Raw genomic sequence first — 19,649 nt, forward strand, 5'->3', positions numbered from 1 at the left:
GCTCGATGGAGGGGGCACCTGGACCGACTACGACAGTCGCACACTCGATCATGCGACGGTTGCGGGCAAGACGGTCACGGTACGCCAAGTGCTCAGCGGCACCTTGTATGACCCAGGCAGTTGTACGACCGGACGGGTATCGGGCATCAGCTCGACCTCTCCTGCAACGCCATTTTTAGCTTCAGGAAACGGCAGGATGGTAGTCGCGTGGGGCTCGACACTCAAGTCCTTTCCCACCGGGAACGTGGGTTCGGTCTCATCCTATTCGCTAAGCACCGCCTATCCATCTTCCCTCGGTCTGGCATTCGGCAACGGTATCTTCCTGGCGATCTGTTCGGGCTCGGTCCAACGCCGCGTGCTCTCCGGTGGTGCGAACGGCACCTCGTGGAGCGAGCTGTCCAGCGAAGCCTATGACAACCTGTTCTTCGCCAATGGATACTTTTACGCCCATGTGCTTGGCGGAGGGGCCTCCGATTGGAAACGCTCGACCAACGGAAGCGGGTGGACAGCTGCAGGCTTCACCTGTGCCCATCCCTTCCCATCCAACAATAACGATTTCATGAACTCGCGCATCGCATACGGAAACGGCGTCTACATCCAGGTCAGCTATGTCACCCTCTCATCAGCATCGGTGTATCGAAGCACCGATGGGCAGAACTGGAGTGCGATCAATATCGCCAGCACGTGCCCCAGCGGCATAGCTTGGGGCAACGGATTCTTCATCGCCTATGAATACGGCAGTGCGTATTACTATGTCTCGGGAAACGGAGGAACCACCTGGTCCAAACGCTCCCTGGGCTACACGCCCACCAAGATGGGAGCTGCCGTCTATGCCGCCAGTGGAGCCAATCCCGCTTCGACGGGTACCACGCTACAGCGGGTGTTCTACGCCATCGACAGCGCGGGGTATCTCAGTGCCCTGACGCTGAATGCGGCAACACCCACTTCCTATACGGCGGGGACACTCAGTGCAGCCTACAATTACAGCGCCTACGATGTGGGCATTAATCTGCTGGATGGACAGGGGGCAAAGATCAGCAGCCATACCACAGCCAAGGATTATTATGCCGGTACGTTCATCTTCGATGGGACCAACCTCTCTGCAGCTCTAGGCTCGTTCTACTACAAGTTCGCAGGCATCTTCAAAGCCGGCACCCAGGTGGCTGCCGGGGCGTTCGACATGTTCCAAAGCATCGCCATTGCCTGGAACCGTATCTACAACAGCATCGAAAGTCCTGCATCCAGTCCTGCGATCGTAAGCTGGTCGGGAACCAGTTTGACGATAACCAGTGCCGGGGGAGCGACCTCTCGCATCCGCAGCAACGACCTGTTCTCAGCCCTTTCAATCTCCTTCACCGTGATCGCCGAGGCGAAGGGAGCGTACACCAAGGCCCTGTATCCCCAACAAGCCAGCCAATTTGATATCGGCGTGTCCTCGAATCCGTATGCGAATGTCCATGCGAACACGTTTCATGGGAATCTGCAAGGGAGCGTGAGTGGGAATGTGAGCGGTAATGTCACCGGTAATGTGACGGGAAATGTGAATGCACAAGGCACCCCCAACAAGGTGTGGGGGGCTGTGTGGAACTAGGAGGAACAACCATGCAATGCAATGAATGTGGACGGCAGCTGACCAAGCTGCCCTTCATCTTGGACGACAGTGAGATCGCCGACATGCAACTGGCGATCGACAAGATCAATACTGCACAGACCGCCCTGAAGGCAGATGTGTACGCATCCTACCGATTCGAGCAGGACAGGGACATCTACGCCTACTTCAAGGCGGTCTTCGACGAGATGGCGGAGGGCAGGTTCCTGTATGCCACCTGGGAACGCCGCGTCCGTAGCAATTACAACTACCCCGAAGGCGAGCTTTTGGTGATCAACGGCGAGTGCTTTGCCCATGAGGAGCCGTGATGGGAACTTATAATGATATCAGAAGCCGCTTCGAGGCAATCCAGGAGGCCTTCCGCGTCAACGGCTACCAACGTTACTCAGGTTACTATGTGTTCTCGCCTCCCTCCGGTTTCGCCATCGGTCTTCCCATGAAGGCTTCGGACATGAACAGCATGAAGGATGCGCTGCAGGGTAATACCCGCGCGCTTCTGTACACTACCTACCCCATCTCATCGGTTGCAACGGGGAGCCTGATCAGCGCCAATCTGCTGAACCAGATCGACCAGTACAAACAGGACATCAATGATCTGCGCGGCTGTGCCAATTGCAGCAACACGTGCACCTCGACGTGCTACAACGGCTGCCACAACTGCACAGGAGGGTGTACTGGATCGTGCACCGGGTGCAGCGGTTGTTCTGGCTGCAGCGGATGCTCGGGCAACTGTTACAGCTGCAAAGGGGGACTGTGGTGTGTTTCGTGCCATGGATGCAGTGGATGCGGAGGATGTCGCGGCTGTGGTGGATGCACTGGCAATTGCCAAAGTGCCTGCTCGGGCTGTACATCCTGCAGTACCAACTGCAACGCCAGCTGCAACGTGAACTGTTCAGGTGCATGCAAGAATTCCTGCTCGAGCGGCTGCTCGAACTCATCACGCATTGGAGGCTGATATGCTCATTCCCTTTAGAGAACCAGGATTGTTTAACGTTACGCTGAACACCACCGAAGACTGCAACCTCAGGTGCACCTACTGCTATGAGGTGCACAAGAGAAAAAGGACGCTTTCGATGGAGGATGCAAAGGCCTTCATCGACCACATCCTCACCGACCCCGATCCTGCAGGGCTACTCGATGATCCTGATCCGGTGTTCCGCAAGGCCTACCAGAAAGGGTTGGTTGTGGACTTCATCGGTGGCGACAGCTTCATGGATGTGCCGTTTTTGGACGAGATCTGCTCATACACGCTGGCCAAGGTGATGACCACCGACACCCCCAATGCCAAGAACTGGCGGGGCAAGCTCCATTTCTCCATCTCCACCAATGGCACCCTCTTCTCCGAGCAGGCCAGGCGGTTCTGCGAGAAGTACAAGGACCTTCTGCTGGTGGGCATATCGCTGGATGGCTGTCCTGAGATCCATGATGCGAACCGGGTGTTCCCCGATGGGTCCGGTTCGATGCAGAGTATCATCCGCCATTGGCCGTGGTATAAGAAGACCTTCCCGATCCAGTCGATGCAGACAAAGTCCACCGCAAACCGCCAGAGCATCCCCTACCTTTACGACTCATTGGTGTATCTGCACGAAGAGCTGGGACTGCGGTACATCAACCAGAACTTCATCATGGAGGATACGGGGTGTATCCAGGCTGATTATGAGGAGTTGGACCGTCAGATGGAAAAGTGCACCGCCTATGTGCTTGAGCATCGCGACGATCTGTTCTGGAGCATGCTCAGCAAGGAGCAATTCGGTTACGCGCATCTGTCCACAGGGCCTGACTGGGACTGTACCGGCCACTGCGGAAGCGGAGCCATGCCTGCCCTCTCGGTGGACGGTAGGATCTATCCGTGCATCAGATGGCTGCCGCATACCCAAATCGACAAGGCAGAGTTCATCGTCGGGACCGCCAAGGAAGGGTTCACCCACAAGGAGAACTTTCTGAGAGTGCGCGAAGGTGCCTATCGCGCCAATTGCTCAATCGATGAAAAGTGCAGGACCTGCGAAGTGGAGAGCGCCTGCTCGTATTGCATCGGAGGCTGTTATTCCGAATTCGGTGAGTTCAGACGGACCACCTACATCTGTGAGATCACCAAGCTGCTGGTCAAATGGGCCAGAAGGTATTGGGACGAGTACAACCGGCTCGAGGGATTGGAACCTATCGACTGGGCAAACGAATCCAGAGAGAAAGGGAACAGGCATGGGATCGGATGATGAGCTTTCGCTGATTTGGCCTTACCCTATAATCATAACAGTGAACAGTATTACTCCCTGGCTATGTGGAATATCCACAGGCTGGGGAGTTTTTTTCATGTCTTGGACTGTAGCGAATCTAAATCGTAACAGGTACATGGAGTGTCTATCTTTCCGACAGGGGGCGCATTCGTGCAACACCTGCTTGAAATAGGGAAATCCCTGACCTTTTATAAACTATAATAGTGATGATAGTCCGAAGGTTTTTCCTTTACGATCTTCGTCTTTTCAATGAGCGCCACCTGATGGTCACGTATCTTGAACACAAGATGAACCTCCCCATGATCGATCGGCTTGATCTCCTGATCTATCCATTGTACGAGTTCCCTCAATGCCTTCTCGTGCATTCCCTGCCCTTTTCTTACATCCATACACACCTCCTTGAAACCAATGCTTACAAAGGTCTCATCACTGGATACGATAGCGTATAAGCAGTATCCTCGGTTTTTCACTATTGAGCCAGAGAAAAAACCTGTTATATTCAATCACAGGAAGGTGATACTATGTGGAATGGAACTGACTACTATAACAGGGAAACACTCTATGACCAGGTGTGGGCAGAGCCGCTTTTAGAAGTGGCCAAACGCTATGGGGTCTCCGATGTGGCAATCGCGAAGACCTGCCGGAAGATGCATATCCCACTACCGGGGAGGGGCTATTGGAGCAAAATCCAAAGTGGATTGAAAATGAAGAAGGAGCCCCTTCCTCCATTCGACACATGCCCGTTAGTGAGAAGAATGTCCCGACCGCCCAAGGCTCCCGAATCTCCCAAGAAATCGATAGCTGAACGTCTGGTTCCCGAAGCCTTCATCCTTGAACAGGAGATATTGCAAAAAGAAGCCCAGGCGGAGATGAAAATCGTCTATCGAGCTGATGTCAAGCTGACCAACCCGTATGTGCTCAACACCGAACGGAAGCTGCAAGATTCATTGAGGAAAAAGCCGGGGCATTTTGAACGCGGCAAATGCATCTCCAGCAATGACGAAGCTTTTGAAGTAAGCGTTGGACCTGACAACATCACCCGTGCGCTGGCGATCCTGCAAATCCTCTGTGACGCCTTGGATGCACGAGGGTACCGAATCGGACCAAAGCCGAAGGAGAAACAGGAAGTCCCTTATGGGTTTCCCATGAGAGAGCCCGTCCCGATCTATGCAAAGGTACTCGATACCTACATCATCTTCAGGATCACCGAAAAATCTCATAAGCGGGAACTCGCACCGGAACACCGGACGAGTAGCTATTCGACTTTTGAATATGTGCCATCAGGAAAACTCAGCTTCGAGATCCTCACCTCTCCCTATGAAAGCTATGCTCGCCACACGTGGCAGGAGGGAAAGGCCCTCAAAATCGAAGATCAGATACACGAATTCATCATCAACATGATACACATTGCGACCATGAAAAAGGAAAATGCTGCACAAGACGAGATCAGGCATAAGAAATGGCTGATTGAGGAAGAGGCAAGACGTGAGCGGGAACGGTTGCAACAGATGGAAAATTCCAGGATCAAGACACTCGTAGAGGAAACCGAACGGCTAGTCAACATCAATCGTATCAAAGACTACATCACAGCGATCACTGAAGAAGGCAAGCGTCGGTTGGGAGAAAACTATCCCGACTCGGATTTCGCCAAGTGGGTTGATTGGGCCCAGCAGTTCCTCGAGAAGAACGATTGCCGGTCATGGAAGCTGCCCAAGTTCGATTTGTCGGATCAGTATTTTTTCATCTTGTGAGGTAGAAATTAAAACCCGTAGTACATCAGGATCCCATATGGTTCAATATCCAGTACGTTCCAACCGATCACACCTGTCTACGGTTAAACCATGATATACTGTAGATTAGTGATAGCTGAAGCGGAGGAAGAAATATTGTCAATAACTCCATTTATCCCTGTTAAGATTACCGACCGAGAATGGGCAGACCGATTGCTTGCTGGTGAAGTGTTCATGCAATCCCTACATAATTTTGGTAGTTGGAGCGCACTTGACCAGAACCAATGTGAATCAGTAAAGAACTCGTATCGTGGTGACTTGCATGAAGGAGCGATGGCTACCTATAAAAATCCCAAAGATCATGCATTTCTCAAAGACGGTGACCCCGATTTTCTTGATATCATCCATGATATCACTGACATTGATGCCGAGGATCTTAGGTATTACAAAATCTACTCATTGTATGAAATGCAGTTTGATCAAGAGCATAATTTTTTCTTCTACCCAGACCAGCGGATACAGAGTTTCGGTGACACAGCCATCATCATTAAAGACATGGATACTTTTCTCCAAAGACTTTTAAGACAAATCCTTAATGACCACGGCGAGTTGATGCAATTTCTTATGGATGAAGTCCACTACTACGATTATCGAGAAACCAGAAAGCTACAACCTTTATTTTGGAAGCAACAACGGTATGCTTATCAGAATGAGTTGAGACTGGCAATCGGATTATTGGAACCCAACCTATATTCAATGGACTTCTCTAATTCTCTAATCAAGTCAACCGAAGCATTGATGATCAACATCGGCGATATCAGTGATATTGCGCATGCTCTTTCCATCCAAGATTTTCTTAAACTGAGGTTTCCAAAGAATATTGAACTGAGATTCCCCATGTCCTATCCAGAAAAACCCTCAATGTTCGAGATCATAGTTCATGACACTCGAAAAATGCTAGAGAAGGTAAAAATCTCCCCGGTGAAGCCAACAGGAACAATCTTAGGATAAAGCACTCCAATTAGAGAAACATATGAAAATGAACCAGAATTATCTGCCATACAAAAAGTGACTATAGAAAAGAACTAACGACTTGGCCACCTGTATACTACGTAGGAAAGTTCATATTTACCACTTCATCCTATTATGAATCCTAACATGGACGAACCTCGAGATGTGTTACGTAGTAGGTATTCGTCTCACCATATCTGGTTCCTTCTATAATTCGCACTCCCCAGGACCATTTATCACCATACCCTATCCTGTTCAACTTATTTTGTGCGCAAAAAAGTAAGGGAACTTTCAAAGCAAGTTTCCGATTTGTCTCAACACTGCCTTGCCGTGAATGATATCTGATGGTTCTTAATACCGGATAGAAAACGGTTCTCTGTGGAACATTTTTAGTATCTGTACTTGAGAACTCATGTAATTCTTTCGACAGCTGTCGCAAATCGGAAAATGTTGTACTTACTTTTAAATGCTCCTCTGAGGCAAGGTAATCGCTCGGTTGTGATTTTCCAACGAATAATGCAATGGAGTATTTACGCCCAAAAATCCGCACAGATAATGCATTTTTCAGGAGCAGTGACTCGTATATAATACCGGTTCCTTGAAGTCTGTCAAAATGATTCATGATAGCAATAGAACTATCTATACTCCTTACATCAACCTCAAGATACTCTTTGCGTTGCCTAGCCCTTAATACTTCGCTCATGTATTATTCCTTTCTCCTATTGGTTTCCTGCTAGCAAGTATTATATTCCGATTGTGTACGCACACTTTTCAAAGCCCTAGCATCGTTTCCTCCTCATCGTACTGTATGCTAAAGCCTCGTGAACAATACTTAAAAAATTATAACAGTAGCTTCTTTTTGTATCCCACTAACTCTACATAGGTTACAAATGTCGATTCTTTCCTGTTGATTGGCTAAAGGCCTTAGTTTAACACGTAAATACGAACACCTCAATCAAGAGATGCAAAGGATATCAAAAGGGGACCCTCTCTCAATCCGAAAACTTCTCCACATTTCCATCGGTCAAATCCATCCTCACATCCGGAAGGTATCGAGGCTCCAGGAGCCTTCGAGCGGGATCCCCTATCCAAGACGCTATCTGCTCCGATTCCACCAAGGCTGAGGAGGGCTTTGTGCATCGAGGGTACGGTTTTCCGCCAAGAGATAGGGAGGATTCGATGACCGAAACTCATATGAAACTAACCCAAGGGATATGCAACCATGGGTGAAACATCAACTACTGCAACCTTCGAGAGCTCACCGATGGACGATGGCCTGTTTGCCAGGGAGCTGGACTACCAAATCTGTAAGTCAATCACTGAGGGGTTGCTGCAACAGACGCTCCTAACCAATGAGGAAGTCCATAAAGCCAAGATCCTCCTGCTTCAGAAATACCGACCGCCTATCGGCGAATTGTTGGCTGAAGCCGGTTGACTATCTAGTCTTTGTGAGTGATTGATACAACACAATTATTTTTAGGGTATAAAGATATATAATCCTATATACCTTATGGAATTGGTAAATACGCTAAATGGAGGCAACACATGACTGAGATCCAAAAAAAACAAATCCACGAAATGCGCCGTTATGGCTGCACCTACAAGCACATCGCAAGCGCGCTTTCACTGAACGCGGGGACGGTGAAGACCTACTGTGTGCGTGCCGTGCAGAAAGGTTTAGATATTCTCCCAAGCCCTATGGCCAACAGCTTGTGCAAGCAGTGCGGAACACCTATCGAGCAGATTCCCAAACGCAAGAAAAAGATATTCTGTTCAAAAGCATGCAGTCAGAAGTGGTGGAACTCCCACGTATATCTGGTTGATCGTTCCTCCAAGGCATTGTACCACTTCACCTGCCCCACCTGCGGCAAACAGTTCTCCTCGTACGGAAAAGCCGATAGGAAGTACTGCAGCCACGAGTGCTACATCAACGATAGATACTATCAGGAGGACGACAATGCAACAAGCACGGTATGACCTGCTCGATCATGATGCGACCCTTGGCAACCGCGAAACTTTCGGTGCGATAACCGGTCATACGGACAAGTTCTCATCCCAAAGACACAAGGTCATCAAGCTTGAGCGCATCGTGGCAGCCATGCCATCCAAAAAGCGAGTGGCAGCCTATGCACGTGTCTCGGTCGACTCGGACGAGTTGATGCAATCTCTAGCAGCCCAAATCAGCCATTACAGTGCGCTCATCCAAGCCAATCCCTCTTGGGAGTATGCCGGGGTGTATGCGGATGCAGGGATATCCGGTACGGGGGTGAAACATCGCAGCGAGTTCAGGCGGCTCATAGCCGATTGCGAGAAGGGGTTGGTCGACATCATCCTCACCAAGAGCATCAGTCGTTTTGCGCGCAATACCGTCGATTTGCTCAAGACTGTGAGAAGCCTGAGGGAACGCAACATCTCGGTGCGTTTTGAGCGGGAAAATATCGACTCGCTCACCGGTGATGGGGAGCTGATGCTCTCCATCCTCGCTTCCTATGCACAGGAAGAAAGTTATTCGATCAGTGAGAACGTCAAATGGGGTATTCGTAAACGATTCTCCCAAGGGCGCTTCCTTGCCTACAACATCTATGGATACCAGTGGGTTGAGGACCATTTCGAGATCATCGAAAAGGAAGCTGAGGCGATTCGGTTCATGTACCGCGCTTTCGCCGACGGCATGATGCTCACCGAAATCTCTGATGCTTTGGCAAGGCAGGGCATCTTCAATAGAAAAGGTCTTCCATTTGGTAAGACTTCGATCCATCGGATCCTCGATCAGGAGAAATACCGTGGGTTCAGCATCCTACAGAGGACTTTTGTCGACGACCACATCACCCACCGTAAGCAGATAAACCGAGGAGAGCTTCCAAAGTTTGAGGTGCAAGGCACCCACCCGGTAATCATTGACGAACAGTTGCACCAGAAAGTGGAAGCCGAGCGTGAACGCCGACGCCGATCAGGTGCGGTGAGATGGCGACGTGCCACCTGCTTCACCGGCAAGATCATCTGCGCCTATTGTGGTAGTACGTTCACCTTCACCCCTTACTCCCGCACCGGCGAACTCACCCAATTCCAACAAGGTCACTATCAATGTTCCCATAAAAGGAAGCAGGGAGCAAAGGCTTGTCCGTCCAAGAGCCTACCGGTCTATACTCTACGCCAGGTATGCGCTTCCTTTCTCGCACCGTTAGCTGGTGCATCACCGGATGATCCTTTCGAAGAGGCTTGGATTGACAACCATATCGATCATATCGTGGCATTTTTCGATACCCTTGAGTTACATCTCACCTCCAGCGAGGTGCTCACTACTCCTTGGGAAAACACCGCCAAGCGCGATGCATGGGAACACCGACGGGCATTGGCACAACAACAAGTAAATAACAACAGAGAGGTACCATCATGAGAGCAGTACGTGTCATCCCGGCAGTACGGGATCTTTCCACTGGGCAGGCTACGGATTCCTTCGCGCCAAAACGCCGGGTCGCCGGCTATGCCCGCGTCTCCACTGATAGTGATGACCAATACGCATCGTATGAAGCGCAGGTGGATCATTACACGAGTATGATCAAGGCAAATGCCGAGTGGGAGTTCGTCGGTATTTATACCGATGAGGGCATCAGTGGTACCAGTACCAACAGGAGAGAGGGCTTCAAGCGGATGCTCGATGACGCGCTTGCAGGCAAGATCGACCTGATCGTCACCAAGAGCGTCAGTCGCTTCGCACGCAATACCGTGGATAGCCTACAGACAATACGAAAGCTCAAAGAACACAAAGTGGAGGTCTACTTTGAAAAGGAATCGATAAAGACCTTTGACAGCAAGGGAGAACTGTTGATCACGATCATGAGTTCCCTCGCCCAGGAAGAATCACGCAGTATCTCCGAGAACGTAAAATGGGGTCGTAGGAAGCGATTCGCCGATGGACAGGTCACGGTATGCTACACTCGGTTCCTTGGATACGACAAAGGTCCTGATGGCAACTTAGTAGTGAATGTCGAGCAAGCGAAGTTGGTGCGGTACATCTTTTCACTATTCCTACAAGGTTTGACGTTCCATGGGATTGCAAAGCGCATGAAAAGCGAAGGACATAAAACCGGTACCGGTAATAGCGAGTGGTATGCCTCTGCGGTGAAACATATCCTGACCAATGTGAAGTACAAGGGAGATGCACTGCTACAGAAGTATTACATCGCTGATTTTCTTACCAAAAAGCCAATAGTGAATAAAGGGGAAGTCCCCCAATACTATGTAGAAAAGAACCATGAGGCCATCATCACACCGGAGATCTTCGATCTGGTGCAAAAAGAGATCGAGTACCGCGCCCAACATGTGGAGACGAGGAATGGGACCCACGTTTTTTCCGGACGTATCCGATGCGGAGTCTGCGGTGGTTTGTTCGGGCCGAAGGTGTGGCACTCCAAGAGCAAATATCGCAAGATTGTCTGGCAGTGCAATGAAAAATATGCTGACCGGCACCACAAGTGCAGCTCTCCACACTTGTATGAGGATGCATTGCAGGACCTGTTCGTACAAGCGGTCAACAGTATCATCTCTCGTAAGGATGAAATCATAGGAAACTTTGGGAAGATCACCGAAGAAATCTTCGACACTTCCCAAGATGAAGCACAGCTGGAAGCGCTGAGAGTAGAACGTCGCGATATTGTCTCACGCATGGAACAACTCAATACCGAGAATGCCAATGTAGCAATGGACCAGCACACATATCAGGACCGTTTCAAACAACTTAGCAGTGAGTACACCGAGGTCAACAAGCAATTGACAGCTTTGGAAGGTGCGATACATGAACGGAAGTCTCGAAAGACAAAAACAGAACTGTTTCTCAAGGGTTTGAAGAAGCAGGAGGGTGTGGTGACCGAATTCACTGAGACTCTTTGGCTTTCACTTGCCGATCATGCCTTGATCAACAGTAGAGAGGATGTGCGGTTCATTTTCAAAAATGGTATAGATATCCAAAGGTAGTTATAGTCAGCGATACAGTAGATCCCCACAGTTGCTGATTGATGAATGGTTATGCCAACAACCTGAGAAGATATGGGTTAACCTTCTGTTGGAACTTATGGAGCTTCGATACGATTCGACATCCATTATCGTATGCACTCAGCTTCAACCGGAATACTGGCCTACTGTTCTGGGTAATGTAGCGCTGGGACAGGCAATCCTAGGACGGATACAAGCTGCGTCTTTTCCAATCTATCTTGATGGCCCTGATCTGCGAACGAGACACTCAAGGAAACCCTGATTGTTCTAATGTCCTCCCTGTCAAGTAAAAAGCCTGGCAGGGTTTACTCCATCGAGTGGCAGATTTTGCTCCGATCGCATGGCTGGATTCTATCGTCGAAGCCATCTATCAATCATTATAAGAACTATCGCGATTATTATACTTATCGTGGCCGTAATTGCAGGTTCATAATAAGATCCATGTACCGGGAATAATTGCCAACTGACATTGATGGATGCATGAAAAATTGCGGCAATAAAGACAATTCCCCCAATATAGCTCCCAATAAAAATAAGAGGGTTCAAAAAGACAGCGGGAATTATCCATAGTTTGTTTCTGATTTTTGTAACATCCCCCAATTGTACAATTACCGTGGGAACATAAGAGAGAGAACTATTTCTTGAGCCGGTAATGATAGCTGCGACAACCGGAATTATTGCCATTAGGGAACTTATTGGTAATCCAGGAAGAAGCATAGACCTGGATATGCTTCCAAGGACCCAAAGGATGAGCGACAATAACAGCACTGTAGATAAGCAAGTAAAAACAGTTTTTCCAGGATCATTCATGGCCGTTTCTCTCAAGCATTTTAAACGTATTCATGCTTATTATGGAAAGAAGAATCGAAATGATTGAACCAAGACCAAAAGGATAAAGCAATTTCTGAAAATACGTAGTTTCATCTATTTTCATTACAAGGATTCCCTCATCATTCATATTCCATGTTCGGCTTGGACAACTATTTACCACCATAGCTTTCCACAGCATATCAGAATACGAAGGTCCCCCACCACGGTTGCCACCCCTCTGATTCCCTGATGCCTTTCGTTGCCACCTATCGATAGATCAGTATCTCTATTTCTTGACAAACACTCCCCTTTGCAATTTTAATGTAACCAGTATTACATTTCCGAGGTATGAGGTACCACATGGAACATCAAGAATGGTTGACTATCAATTACTCGCTACCCAAAGAACCTTCACGTGTTAGGGTGAGCGTGTGGAGAAAGTTGAAAAAAAGCGGGGCGGTCATTCTGGGCCAATCGGTCTGGTTCTTGCCTATGAATGATAATAACGAAGCCTTCTTTCAGAAAATCTCTGCAGAAATCACTCTAAACGGTGGTGAGTCCTATATTATGCGGATGATTCCTCATAATGAAAGCACTTCCGAGCGCATCGTTGCTGCCTTTAACCAAGCCAGGGATGAAGAATACATCGAACTATTGGAACAGTGCGACTACCTGCTTTGTGAACTTGAAAAAGAATCAGGACTTGGGAAATTCACATTCGCAGAATTGGAGGAGAATGAGGATGAATTTCAAAAATTGACCGATTGGTATCAAAAAATACGTGAAAGAGATTTTCATGGTGCGCCCCTGTATCTCTCTGCTGAGGAAAAGCTGGAACAATGCCGTACAAAATTGGACACGTTCAGTTGCGAAGTATATCAGCGATCCTATGAAAGTACTCAGTGAGGGAGGCCAGAGCTATGAATATGAGAGAAAGAGCGAAAGAGTTGAAAATGGATATTCCAGCCGTGTTTCTTGCACTGAGGAAACGAGAAACGCCGGTATTTGCAAAAATGTGCGCAGGAGCAACCATCATATATGCCTTTTCACCAATCGACCTCATTCCAGATTTCATTCCGGTGCTAGGGTATCTTGACGATGTGATCATTCTGCCTGCGCTTGTGGCATTGACGGTCAAACTGATTCCACACGAGGTTTTTCAACAATGTAGAATTGAATCCGAAGGCTTATGGCGAGACGGAAATCCGAAAAAATGGGTGTACGCATTGCCAATCGCAGCAATCTGGCTACTGATCGTTTTCTTCATCATCAAATTGATTTGGTTTTAAAACCAGGAGAACGCACATGTGGAATGTCATTGTATTGGGATTAGTCAGTTTTTTTTCTGATATCAGTGCGGAGATGGTATACCCTATCATTCCGCTTTATCTCTCCTCCGCATTCGGCGCGACACCAGTACTCGTCGGCATTATTGAGGGTATCGCTGAGAGTCTTGCCAGTCTATTGAAGGTGTTCAGCGGATACATCACTGATAAAAGAGGTAAAAAGAAACCGGTTGCCTTTGTCGGGTATGCAGCAGGATTGGTTTACAAGGCAGCCCTCATCTTTGCTACTTCATGGGTTGGTGTTTTAGGTGCACGCGTCATCGACCGCGTCGGAAAAGGCATCAGGACCGCTCCAAGAGATGTGATGGTGAGCGAAAGTGCTGATAAAAACCAGATGGGAAAAGCATATGGCATCCATAAGGCGCTAGACATGGCTGGCTCGGCAATTGGTATTTTCATAAGTTATCTGCTGCTGAAAAATGCAGGGGAGCATTTTGTGTATAAAAAACTATTTGCCTTCTCAGTCATTCCTGCGCTACTAGGACTTTTCATGTTCCTTTTCATAAAAGAAAAAAAGAAGGACCGCACTATGAAAAAGCGGGAGCCGTTCTGGCAAGATATGAAAAAGTTGGATAGTCAACTCAAGATGTACCTTGCAGTGGTCTGTTTGTTCACACTTGGAAATTCTTCAAACGCATTTCTGCTATTGCGTGCAAAAAGTGTGGGGTTCGGAGACACAAATGTTATATTATTGTATTTCATTTTTAATATTACAGCATCCATTTTCTCAATCCCATTTGGACGGTTGTCGGATAAGATTGGGCGAAAGTATTTGCTCGTCACTGGCTACCTGGTTTTTTCAGTTGTATATCTCGGTTTTGCCATCGCCTCCAGCCAAGCGGTTGTTGTTGCCGCCTTTTTATTATATGGGCTGTACACCGCTATGATTGTTGGTGTGGAACGGGCGTATATCGCCGAAATATCGCCAGTGGAATTAAAGGGGACTATGCTTGGAATGCATTCTACCGTTGTAGGGCTTGCCTTGTTGCCTGCCAGTGTCATTGCCGGTTTGTTGTGGAATGGTATCGGAGCCCCGGCACCATTTTTATTCGGCTCAGGAATGTCGTCAGCAGCCGCCTTGATTTTACTATTCTTCATGAAAAATAGGCACGTCCCTTCTAATTGTATCAGTATCCTGTGAAATGAAATTATAGGTAGGTGGTCAGGACGAGCGGTTGAAAACTTATTTAATTAGAACTTTATGGGAGACTTAATCTATGGACAAAAGATATCTGTAAAGTATCTAGATGTACAGAGGATTGGTAATAATCCGAATGAGGTATTCAATTCGGAATACCATCACCCTCGTATCTTTGACAAAGTCAGCCTTGACGGGATTCGAGAGATGAGATGCCTACGCATAACATCCATAATATTGATTAGAGGGTTCACTACCAGACATTAATAGAACTGCCACACATCCTTGCGCTCTCGTCGAGAAGTAGCAATCGGATTGTTCTCTTAATGAATATGGGCAACGGTTGTTTGTATAGTTATATTCTCACATGTTCGAGATACTCTGTATCAACATTTCGGAGGATCATTTGGTGTTCCAATTCATGACAGGATAATATAGGTCTTCCTTCTACAGGATACCAATCCTTCTAGCTTCAGAAACTGCCTCCATTCTTGATGTCACCTGCAACTTTTCGTAGACCTTAGAAGCATGCCACTTAACCGTTCGCTCGGTGATATGTATCATTTGTGCAATCTCCTTGTTTAGGAATCCCTTTTCTATCAGCTTCAGGACCTCTAGTTCACGATCAGTCAACAGATAGCTCTTGGGCACATGCTGTGATGCATAGAGCTCCCGTAAGGTGGAAATATGACTCTCATTGACTTGGGTCCTGGAAAGCTCAGCCGTCTGGAGATCGAATGCACCATATTCAAGGGAGAGGATAACCGAATGCAACAACCTATGCTTATCCTTCAGCAACGTCTGCAAGGAAACATAGAGAGTCTCTGCCTGTTCGGTTTGCCCAGTCAATTGGTAATACCCGAGGACCTGCCTCTGTTCCAACTCATAGAGGTCAAACGGGACGCCCTGCTGCTCGTTCTTTCTTTGATACTTGTGTACCCACATTTCCAGAGCAGGAATATCCCCAACACGTCTCAGCGACATGGCATGCATCGCCTCGATGACGCGGTCATCCATGGCGGTGACATCATATTCGTTAGCCTGTTTGCCTGCGTCGCGAAGCAACCGCACTGCTTCCTCGTGACGATCAGTCACAATATAGAACTCAGCAAGTGCCAATTGTGCATGGAGAGAGAGATAGAATGAATATCCCTTTGCAGAGGCAAGTCCTCGTAACAGATACTCCTCTGCATCCTCTCTCATCCCTGAATAGAGAGAGAGCAATCCCTTACCTATCCAAGCCATGCTGCATGAAGTGGCATACCCTGCTTTTTCCTCATATCCCAACCTCAGCGCTTCATCAAAGGATTGCCTTGCTTGCTCAAACAACAAGAGTTCGAGTTGGATGGACCCTATTTGCCCAAGCAACACGATGGAAAGTGCATCGTATTGCTTGATCCCAATGGTTCGTAACGTCTCCTGCAGATGGTGATAGACCTGTTCAAGATCTTCCTCCGGTCCAAGAGGTAAGGAAGCAATGAACACGCTGATAAGCGGACGAAGATAAGTCAGTTCATCAGGAAGCTTGTTCAACAGTTTTTCAGCATGATAGAAATCACGTTGGAGCAAGAGGTCGATCCCATCAAGGATGGACAGAAGGTCAACCTCCTGCATTTTCTTCCTTAGCCTGGATGACTGTATCCCGGCAATTCTGTCCATCACATGTCTCGCGGTCCATCCCTTGCGGATTCCGCTGAGTATCTCCAGTAGCATTAAGGAAGCATACCTCTCTACCGAAACCTTAGGCAGCTGTCCAATGATACTGGTGATAAAATCCAGATTCCCATCTGTCAACAATTTTGCACAATATTCATCGAGAAGACTGGCTACCAATTCATAGTCTTCAATCCCAAGGGTCATCGTTATCGCTTCCCGATATAATGATGCGTCAAGAAGATCTGCAACTGCCTGCGCCACGGCATGTTCAATTCTTCTGTTCTTCCCTGCTCTCACGCGATTGAGCACAAAGGAACGGAAAAGAGGGTGAATGAGAACCTCTCCAGCACTTGTCATTTCGACAAAAAGGGATTTCTCGATCAGAATCATTACCCCCGTCTTGAGGGTCTCTTGTTCCTTCCCAGGGAAGAATGCTCCAAGCAAAGCAGTATACACGAGTGCTGTTTCCGCTTTCTTTGGAACCTCATCCCAAATGGGGAGGAAATACGATTCAAGCTCACGGCTTCTCCCTTCCACCTGTGCACTGTTTTGAATCTCCCCTTTGGCAAAACAGGCTTTGAGCAACAGTGGGGATCCCCAAGTGTTCTCGATCATGAGCTCCAGCGCCTCGTCATCGATATCATCTGCAAAGTATGCAGCTAAACGTCTCCCTTCCTCCTGCGTGAAGGCAAGATCATCCCTGTTGATTTGCATCACTGCATCACGATGCATTGAGGCTTTTGGGAAAACAGCAATATCTGTTCCAATAAGCATGAGATGCACCGTTTCAGGAAGATATGCTGCAAGAAAGGATAACCAGGATGTAATGTGCTTATGGTTCAGGAACTCAACATCATCAAATATGAGGTACCGTGGTTCACTGATTTCTCCAAGAAGCTCAACCATTCGGCTTAACTGCACATCAGAAGGGTCCTCACTTTCTGTAACATTTGGTAGCAAGGAAATAAGCATAAGGCTCAGACGGGAAGCAAATGTTTTTGGATTGTTATCGTCAGAAGTGCATTGCATGTATGCATGACAGTACTCTCTTGAAGCTAGGTATCGGGCTATTGCTGTTGTCTTCCCATACCCATGGGGTGCATGAACCAGAGCGGTCTGGTAGTGCAGCGAGAGCGCTAGCTTCTCATCCAATCGAGGCCTTTCCACCAAAGCGCTTCGTGAGACTGAAGAGAGTGTCGCTTTGGTCGATTCATTTTCTTTCATATGGTATGTAAGTATAGTTTGAAACCTCTGTTGAGGCAACAAACCGTTACTGTACCACAACTGTACCTTCGTACAGTACCTCTGTAAGGCGCTCAATGATACGTTTCAAGCACAAAACAAGACCAAACGTACTTGGAGGTACACATGGACAAATTTAAACGGACCCAAGATTGGACAGTTGCAGTTCTGGGATTGTATGCGGCATTTTCTCCGCTCTTCTACACCTACTCAGGAGGTTCTGGTTTCAGTGTTGTGATTGCTATTGCAATTGTCATTTGTGCTGTAATTGCTCTTTCACTCCCAGAATCAAAACCTGTTCAATGGATTCTCATTGTTGCGAGCGTATTGTTGTTCATCGTTCCCTGGATTTCATCTATTACCGGCTGGGCTGCGTGGAACCTTCGTATCGTGTCCATCATCATGATTATTCTAGAAGCAAAAACGATGAAGACGATTGCGTAGCATTCACCAACAACTTTTATGAAACATAGGAGAGGAAGCTAATTTGCTGGCTTTCTCTCCACCTAGGACAAACCCATGAAATCAATTCCCGAGAACGTATTGAGAACAAGTCTGCGACTTGTATATGCAAACCCAGAGAAAAATCTCCCCAAACTTGTGAACTGGGCACAGCCCATTGCAGCAGCAACGGGAAGAATACAAGAGAAACAATGGAAGATGATCAAACGTATTACTCAAGACCCCTCATCAGGGGGATACGGCTTGATCATGAGGATCATCCACCAGACAGACTACGAGGTGCTAGAGAAGATAGTCATGAATTTTGTCTTCAATGCTGCTTGGTTTGGATCTGAACAGTTGGAGAAAAACCGTGTAGAAATGGATATGAATATCCCTTGGGCAATCTTGATGGATCCCACGTCTGCCTGCAACCTTTCCTGTACAGGATGCTGGGCCGCCGAATACAAGAAAACTGATGAGCTCTCTTTCCAGACCTTGGATCGCATCATTACCGAAGGAAAGGAACTGGGAACCTATGCATATCTCTTTTCCGGTGGTGAACCGTTGGTTCGTAAACATGACCTGATAAAGCTTGCAAGCAAACACAACGACGCAATCTTTGCTGCCTTTACCAATGCAACATTGATTGACGATGAATTTGCGGAAGACCTACTGAGTGTGAAAAACTTTATCCCACTAATCAGCATCGAGGGAACTGAGGAAATGACCGATGCAAGAAGGGGTAGTGGGGTTTGGAAGAAATGTATCCATGCGATGGACCTACTCCGTGAACGGAACTTGCCCTTTGGTTTTTCCACTTGCTACCACGCACACAATACCGAGTATGTAGGTTCTGATGAGTTCATAGAGTTCATGGTGGAAAAGGGGGCCCTCTTTGGGTGGTATTTTACCTACATTCCTGTGGGTGAAGGAGCCTCACTCGGTTTGGTTGCATCCCCTTCACAGCGGGCCTATATGCTCGAGCGAGTTAGGGAGATACGCGCACACAGGCCGCTCTTCGTCCTGGATTTCTGGAATGATGGTAACCATGTAAATGGATGCATTGCTGGAGGGAGAAGGTATTTGCATATCAATTCTCATGGTGACATGGAACCGTGTGCATTCATCCACTATGCCTGTGAAAGCATTCATGGCAAACCTCTCGTGGAAGCTCTTAGGAACCCATTGTTCAAGGCATATCGGGAGCATCAGCCATGCAATTCAAACATGTTCCGTCCCTGCCCCATGTTTGACAATCCTGAGTTGTTGTTGGATATGGTCAACCAGTCGGGGGCTCAAAGCACCCAACGGATCGACTCAGAATCAGTAGAACAGCTCTATGCTAAATGCAAGCCGATAGCTGATAGCTGGGAACCGATAGCTGACAGTCTTTGGGAGGCATACCAAGAGAAGTAAGTTCAGAAAACGCAAAGGATT

21 protein-coding genes are annotated in these 19,649 nt (G+C 47.9%); 17 read left to right on the top strand and 4 right to left on the bottom strand.

What is annotated here, in order from left to right; all coding sequences use genetic code 11:
* The 4 genes from ACODJP_RS09480 to ACODJP_RS09495 all read left to right on the top strand — a co-directional run.
* The coding region (locus ACODJP_RS09480) for a hypothetical protein (protein ID WP_422480868.1) at positions 1-1,591 on the top strand (1,591 nt) is incomplete at its 5' end.
* Between the two features lie 11 nt (positions 1,592-1,602).
* On the top strand, positions 1,603-1,917 hold the full coding sequence (locus tag ACODJP_RS09485) for a hypothetical protein (protein ID WP_422480870.1): 315 nt from the start codon (positions 1,603-1,605) through the stop codon (positions 1,915-1,917).
* A gap of 282 nt (positions 1,918-2,199) precedes the next feature.
* Positions 2,200-2,496 (top strand): hypothetical protein, encoded by a 297-nt coding sequence (locus ACODJP_RS09490; protein ID WP_422480872.1) that lies wholly within the window; start codon positions 2,200-2,202, stop codon positions 2,494-2,496.
* Positions 2,497-2,565: 69 nt separating this feature from the next.
* Positions 2,566-3,822 (top strand): radical SAM protein, encoded by a 1,257-nt coding sequence (locus ACODJP_RS09495; protein WP_422480874.1) that lies wholly within the window; start codon positions 2,566-2,568, stop codon positions 3,820-3,822.
* Between the two features lie 209 nt (positions 3,823-4,031).
* Here the strand turns inward: ACODJP_RS09495 and ACODJP_RS09500 are convergent, their stop codons facing one another.
* On the bottom strand, positions 4,032-4,232 hold the full coding sequence (locus ACODJP_RS09500; protein WP_422480876.1) for a hypothetical protein: 201 nt from the start codon (positions 4,230-4,232) through the stop codon (positions 4,032-4,034).
* 132 nt (positions 4,233-4,364) lie between these two features.
* On the opposite strand from ACODJP_RS09500, the gene ACODJP_RS09505 reads away from it, so the two are divergent.
* Both ACODJP_RS09505 and ACODJP_RS09510 read left to right on the top strand, forming a co-directional pair.
* Positions 4,365-5,594: a hypothetical protein gene (locus ACODJP_RS09505; RefSeq protein WP_422480878.1), complete on the top strand. Its 1,230-nt coding sequence runs from the start codon at positions 4,365-4,367 to the stop codon at positions 5,592-5,594.
* A 90-nt stretch (positions 5,595-5,684) separates the two neighbouring features.
* Entirely contained in the window at positions 5,685-6,584 is a 900-nt protein-coding gene (locus tag ACODJP_RS09510; protein WP_422480880.1) for a hypothetical protein, read from the top strand.
* 142 nt (positions 6,585-6,726) lie between these two features.
* Here the strand turns inward: ACODJP_RS09510 and ACODJP_RS09515 are convergent, their stop codons facing one another.
* Together ACODJP_RS09515 and ACODJP_RS09520 are read right to left on the bottom strand one after the other, a co-directional pair.
* Positions 6,727-7,287, bottom strand: coding sequence for a hypothetical protein (locus tag ACODJP_RS09515; RefSeq protein ID WP_422480882.1), 561 nt, complete (start codon positions 7,285-7,287; stop codon positions 6,727-6,729).
* Between the two features lie 248 nt (positions 7,288-7,535).
* Complete coding sequence (locus tag ACODJP_RS09520; protein WP_422480884.1) at positions 7,536-7,724, bottom strand: hypothetical protein; 189 nt, start codon at positions 7,722-7,724, stop codon at positions 7,536-7,538.
* Between the two features lie 82 nt (positions 7,725-7,806).
* On the opposite strand from ACODJP_RS09520, the gene ACODJP_RS09525 reads away from it, so the two are divergent.
* From ACODJP_RS09525 to ACODJP_RS09565, 9 genes are all read left to right on the top strand, one after another.
* A complete protein-coding gene (locus ACODJP_RS09525; RefSeq protein ID WP_422480886.1) occupies positions 7,807-8,019 on the top strand; it encodes an SHOCT domain-containing protein in 213 nt (70 codons plus the stop codon).
* Between the two features lie 110 nt (positions 8,020-8,129).
* Positions 8,130-8,561, top strand: a complete 432-nt coding sequence (locus ACODJP_RS09530) for an RNA polymerase subunit sigma-70 (protein ID WP_422480888.1) — start codon at positions 8,130-8,132, stop codon at positions 8,559-8,561.
* Entirely contained in the window at positions 8,542-9,981 is a 1,440-nt protein-coding gene (locus ACODJP_RS09535) for a recombinase family protein (RefSeq protein WP_422480890.1), read from the top strand. The genes ACODJP_RS09530 and ACODJP_RS09535 overlap by 20 nt, the downstream gene beginning before the upstream one ends.
* The gene (locus ACODJP_RS09540) at positions 9,978-11,558 is read left to right on the top strand and encodes a recombinase family protein (RefSeq protein WP_422480892.1); all 1,581 of its coding nucleotides are present in this window, start codon (positions 9,978-9,980) and stop codon (positions 11,556-11,558) included. The genes ACODJP_RS09535 and ACODJP_RS09540 overlap by 4 nt, the downstream gene beginning before the upstream one ends.
* A complete protein-coding gene (locus ACODJP_RS09545; protein WP_422481180.1) occupies positions 11,545-11,838 on the top strand; it encodes an ATP-binding protein in 294 nt (97 codons plus the stop codon). The genes ACODJP_RS09540 and ACODJP_RS09545 overlap by 14 nt, the downstream gene beginning before the upstream one ends.
* Before the next feature lie 390 nt (positions 11,839-12,228).
* The gene (locus ACODJP_RS09550) at positions 12,229-12,453 is read left to right on the top strand and encodes a hypothetical protein (RefSeq protein WP_422480894.1); all 225 of its coding nucleotides are present in this window, start codon (positions 12,229-12,231) and stop codon (positions 12,451-12,453) included.
* A gap of 293 nt (positions 12,454-12,746) precedes the next feature.
* On the top strand, positions 12,747-13,292 hold the full coding sequence (locus ACODJP_RS09555) for a Chromate resistance protein ChrB (RefSeq protein ID WP_422480896.1): 546 nt from the start codon (positions 12,747-12,749) through the stop codon (positions 13,290-13,292).
* Between the two features lie 14 nt (positions 13,293-13,306).
* A complete protein-coding gene (locus ACODJP_RS09560; RefSeq protein ID WP_422480898.1) occupies positions 13,307-13,675 on the top strand; it encodes a YkvA family protein in 369 nt (122 codons plus the stop codon).
* Between the two features lie 16 nt (positions 13,676-13,691).
* Positions 13,692-14,873 (top strand): MFS transporter, encoded by a 1,182-nt coding sequence (locus ACODJP_RS09565; RefSeq protein ID WP_422480900.1) that lies wholly within the window; start codon positions 13,692-13,694, stop codon positions 14,871-14,873.
* Between the two features lie 444 nt (positions 14,874-15,317).
* On the opposite strand, the gene ACODJP_RS09570 is transcribed toward ACODJP_RS09565, so the two are convergent.
* Positions 15,318-17,750, bottom strand: coding sequence for a LuxR C-terminal-related transcriptional regulator (locus ACODJP_RS09570; protein WP_422480902.1), 2,433 nt, complete (start codon positions 17,748-17,750; stop codon positions 15,318-15,320).
* A 144-nt stretch (positions 17,751-17,894) separates the two neighbouring features.
* Here ACODJP_RS09570 and ACODJP_RS09575 point away from each other — a divergent pair, with 144 nt between their 5' ends.
* On the top strand, positions 17,895-18,212 hold the full coding sequence (locus ACODJP_RS09575; protein ID WP_117331540.1) for an SPW repeat domain-containing protein: 318 nt from the start codon (positions 17,895-17,897) through the stop codon (positions 18,210-18,212).
* Between the two features lie 75 nt (positions 18,213-18,287).
* Positions 18,288-19,628 (top strand): radical SAM protein, encoded by a 1,341-nt coding sequence (locus ACODJP_RS09580; RefSeq protein WP_422480905.1) that lies wholly within the window; start codon positions 18,288-18,290, stop codon positions 19,626-19,628.
* Positions 19,629-19,649 lie beyond the last annotated feature (21 nt).

The sequence above is a fragment of the Pleomorphochaeta sp. DL1XJH-081 genome, from assembly GCF_049310885.1.
Taxonomy (GTDB): domain Bacteria; phylum Spirochaetota; class Spirochaetia; order Sphaerochaetales; family Sphaerochaetaceae; genus CAYZJV01.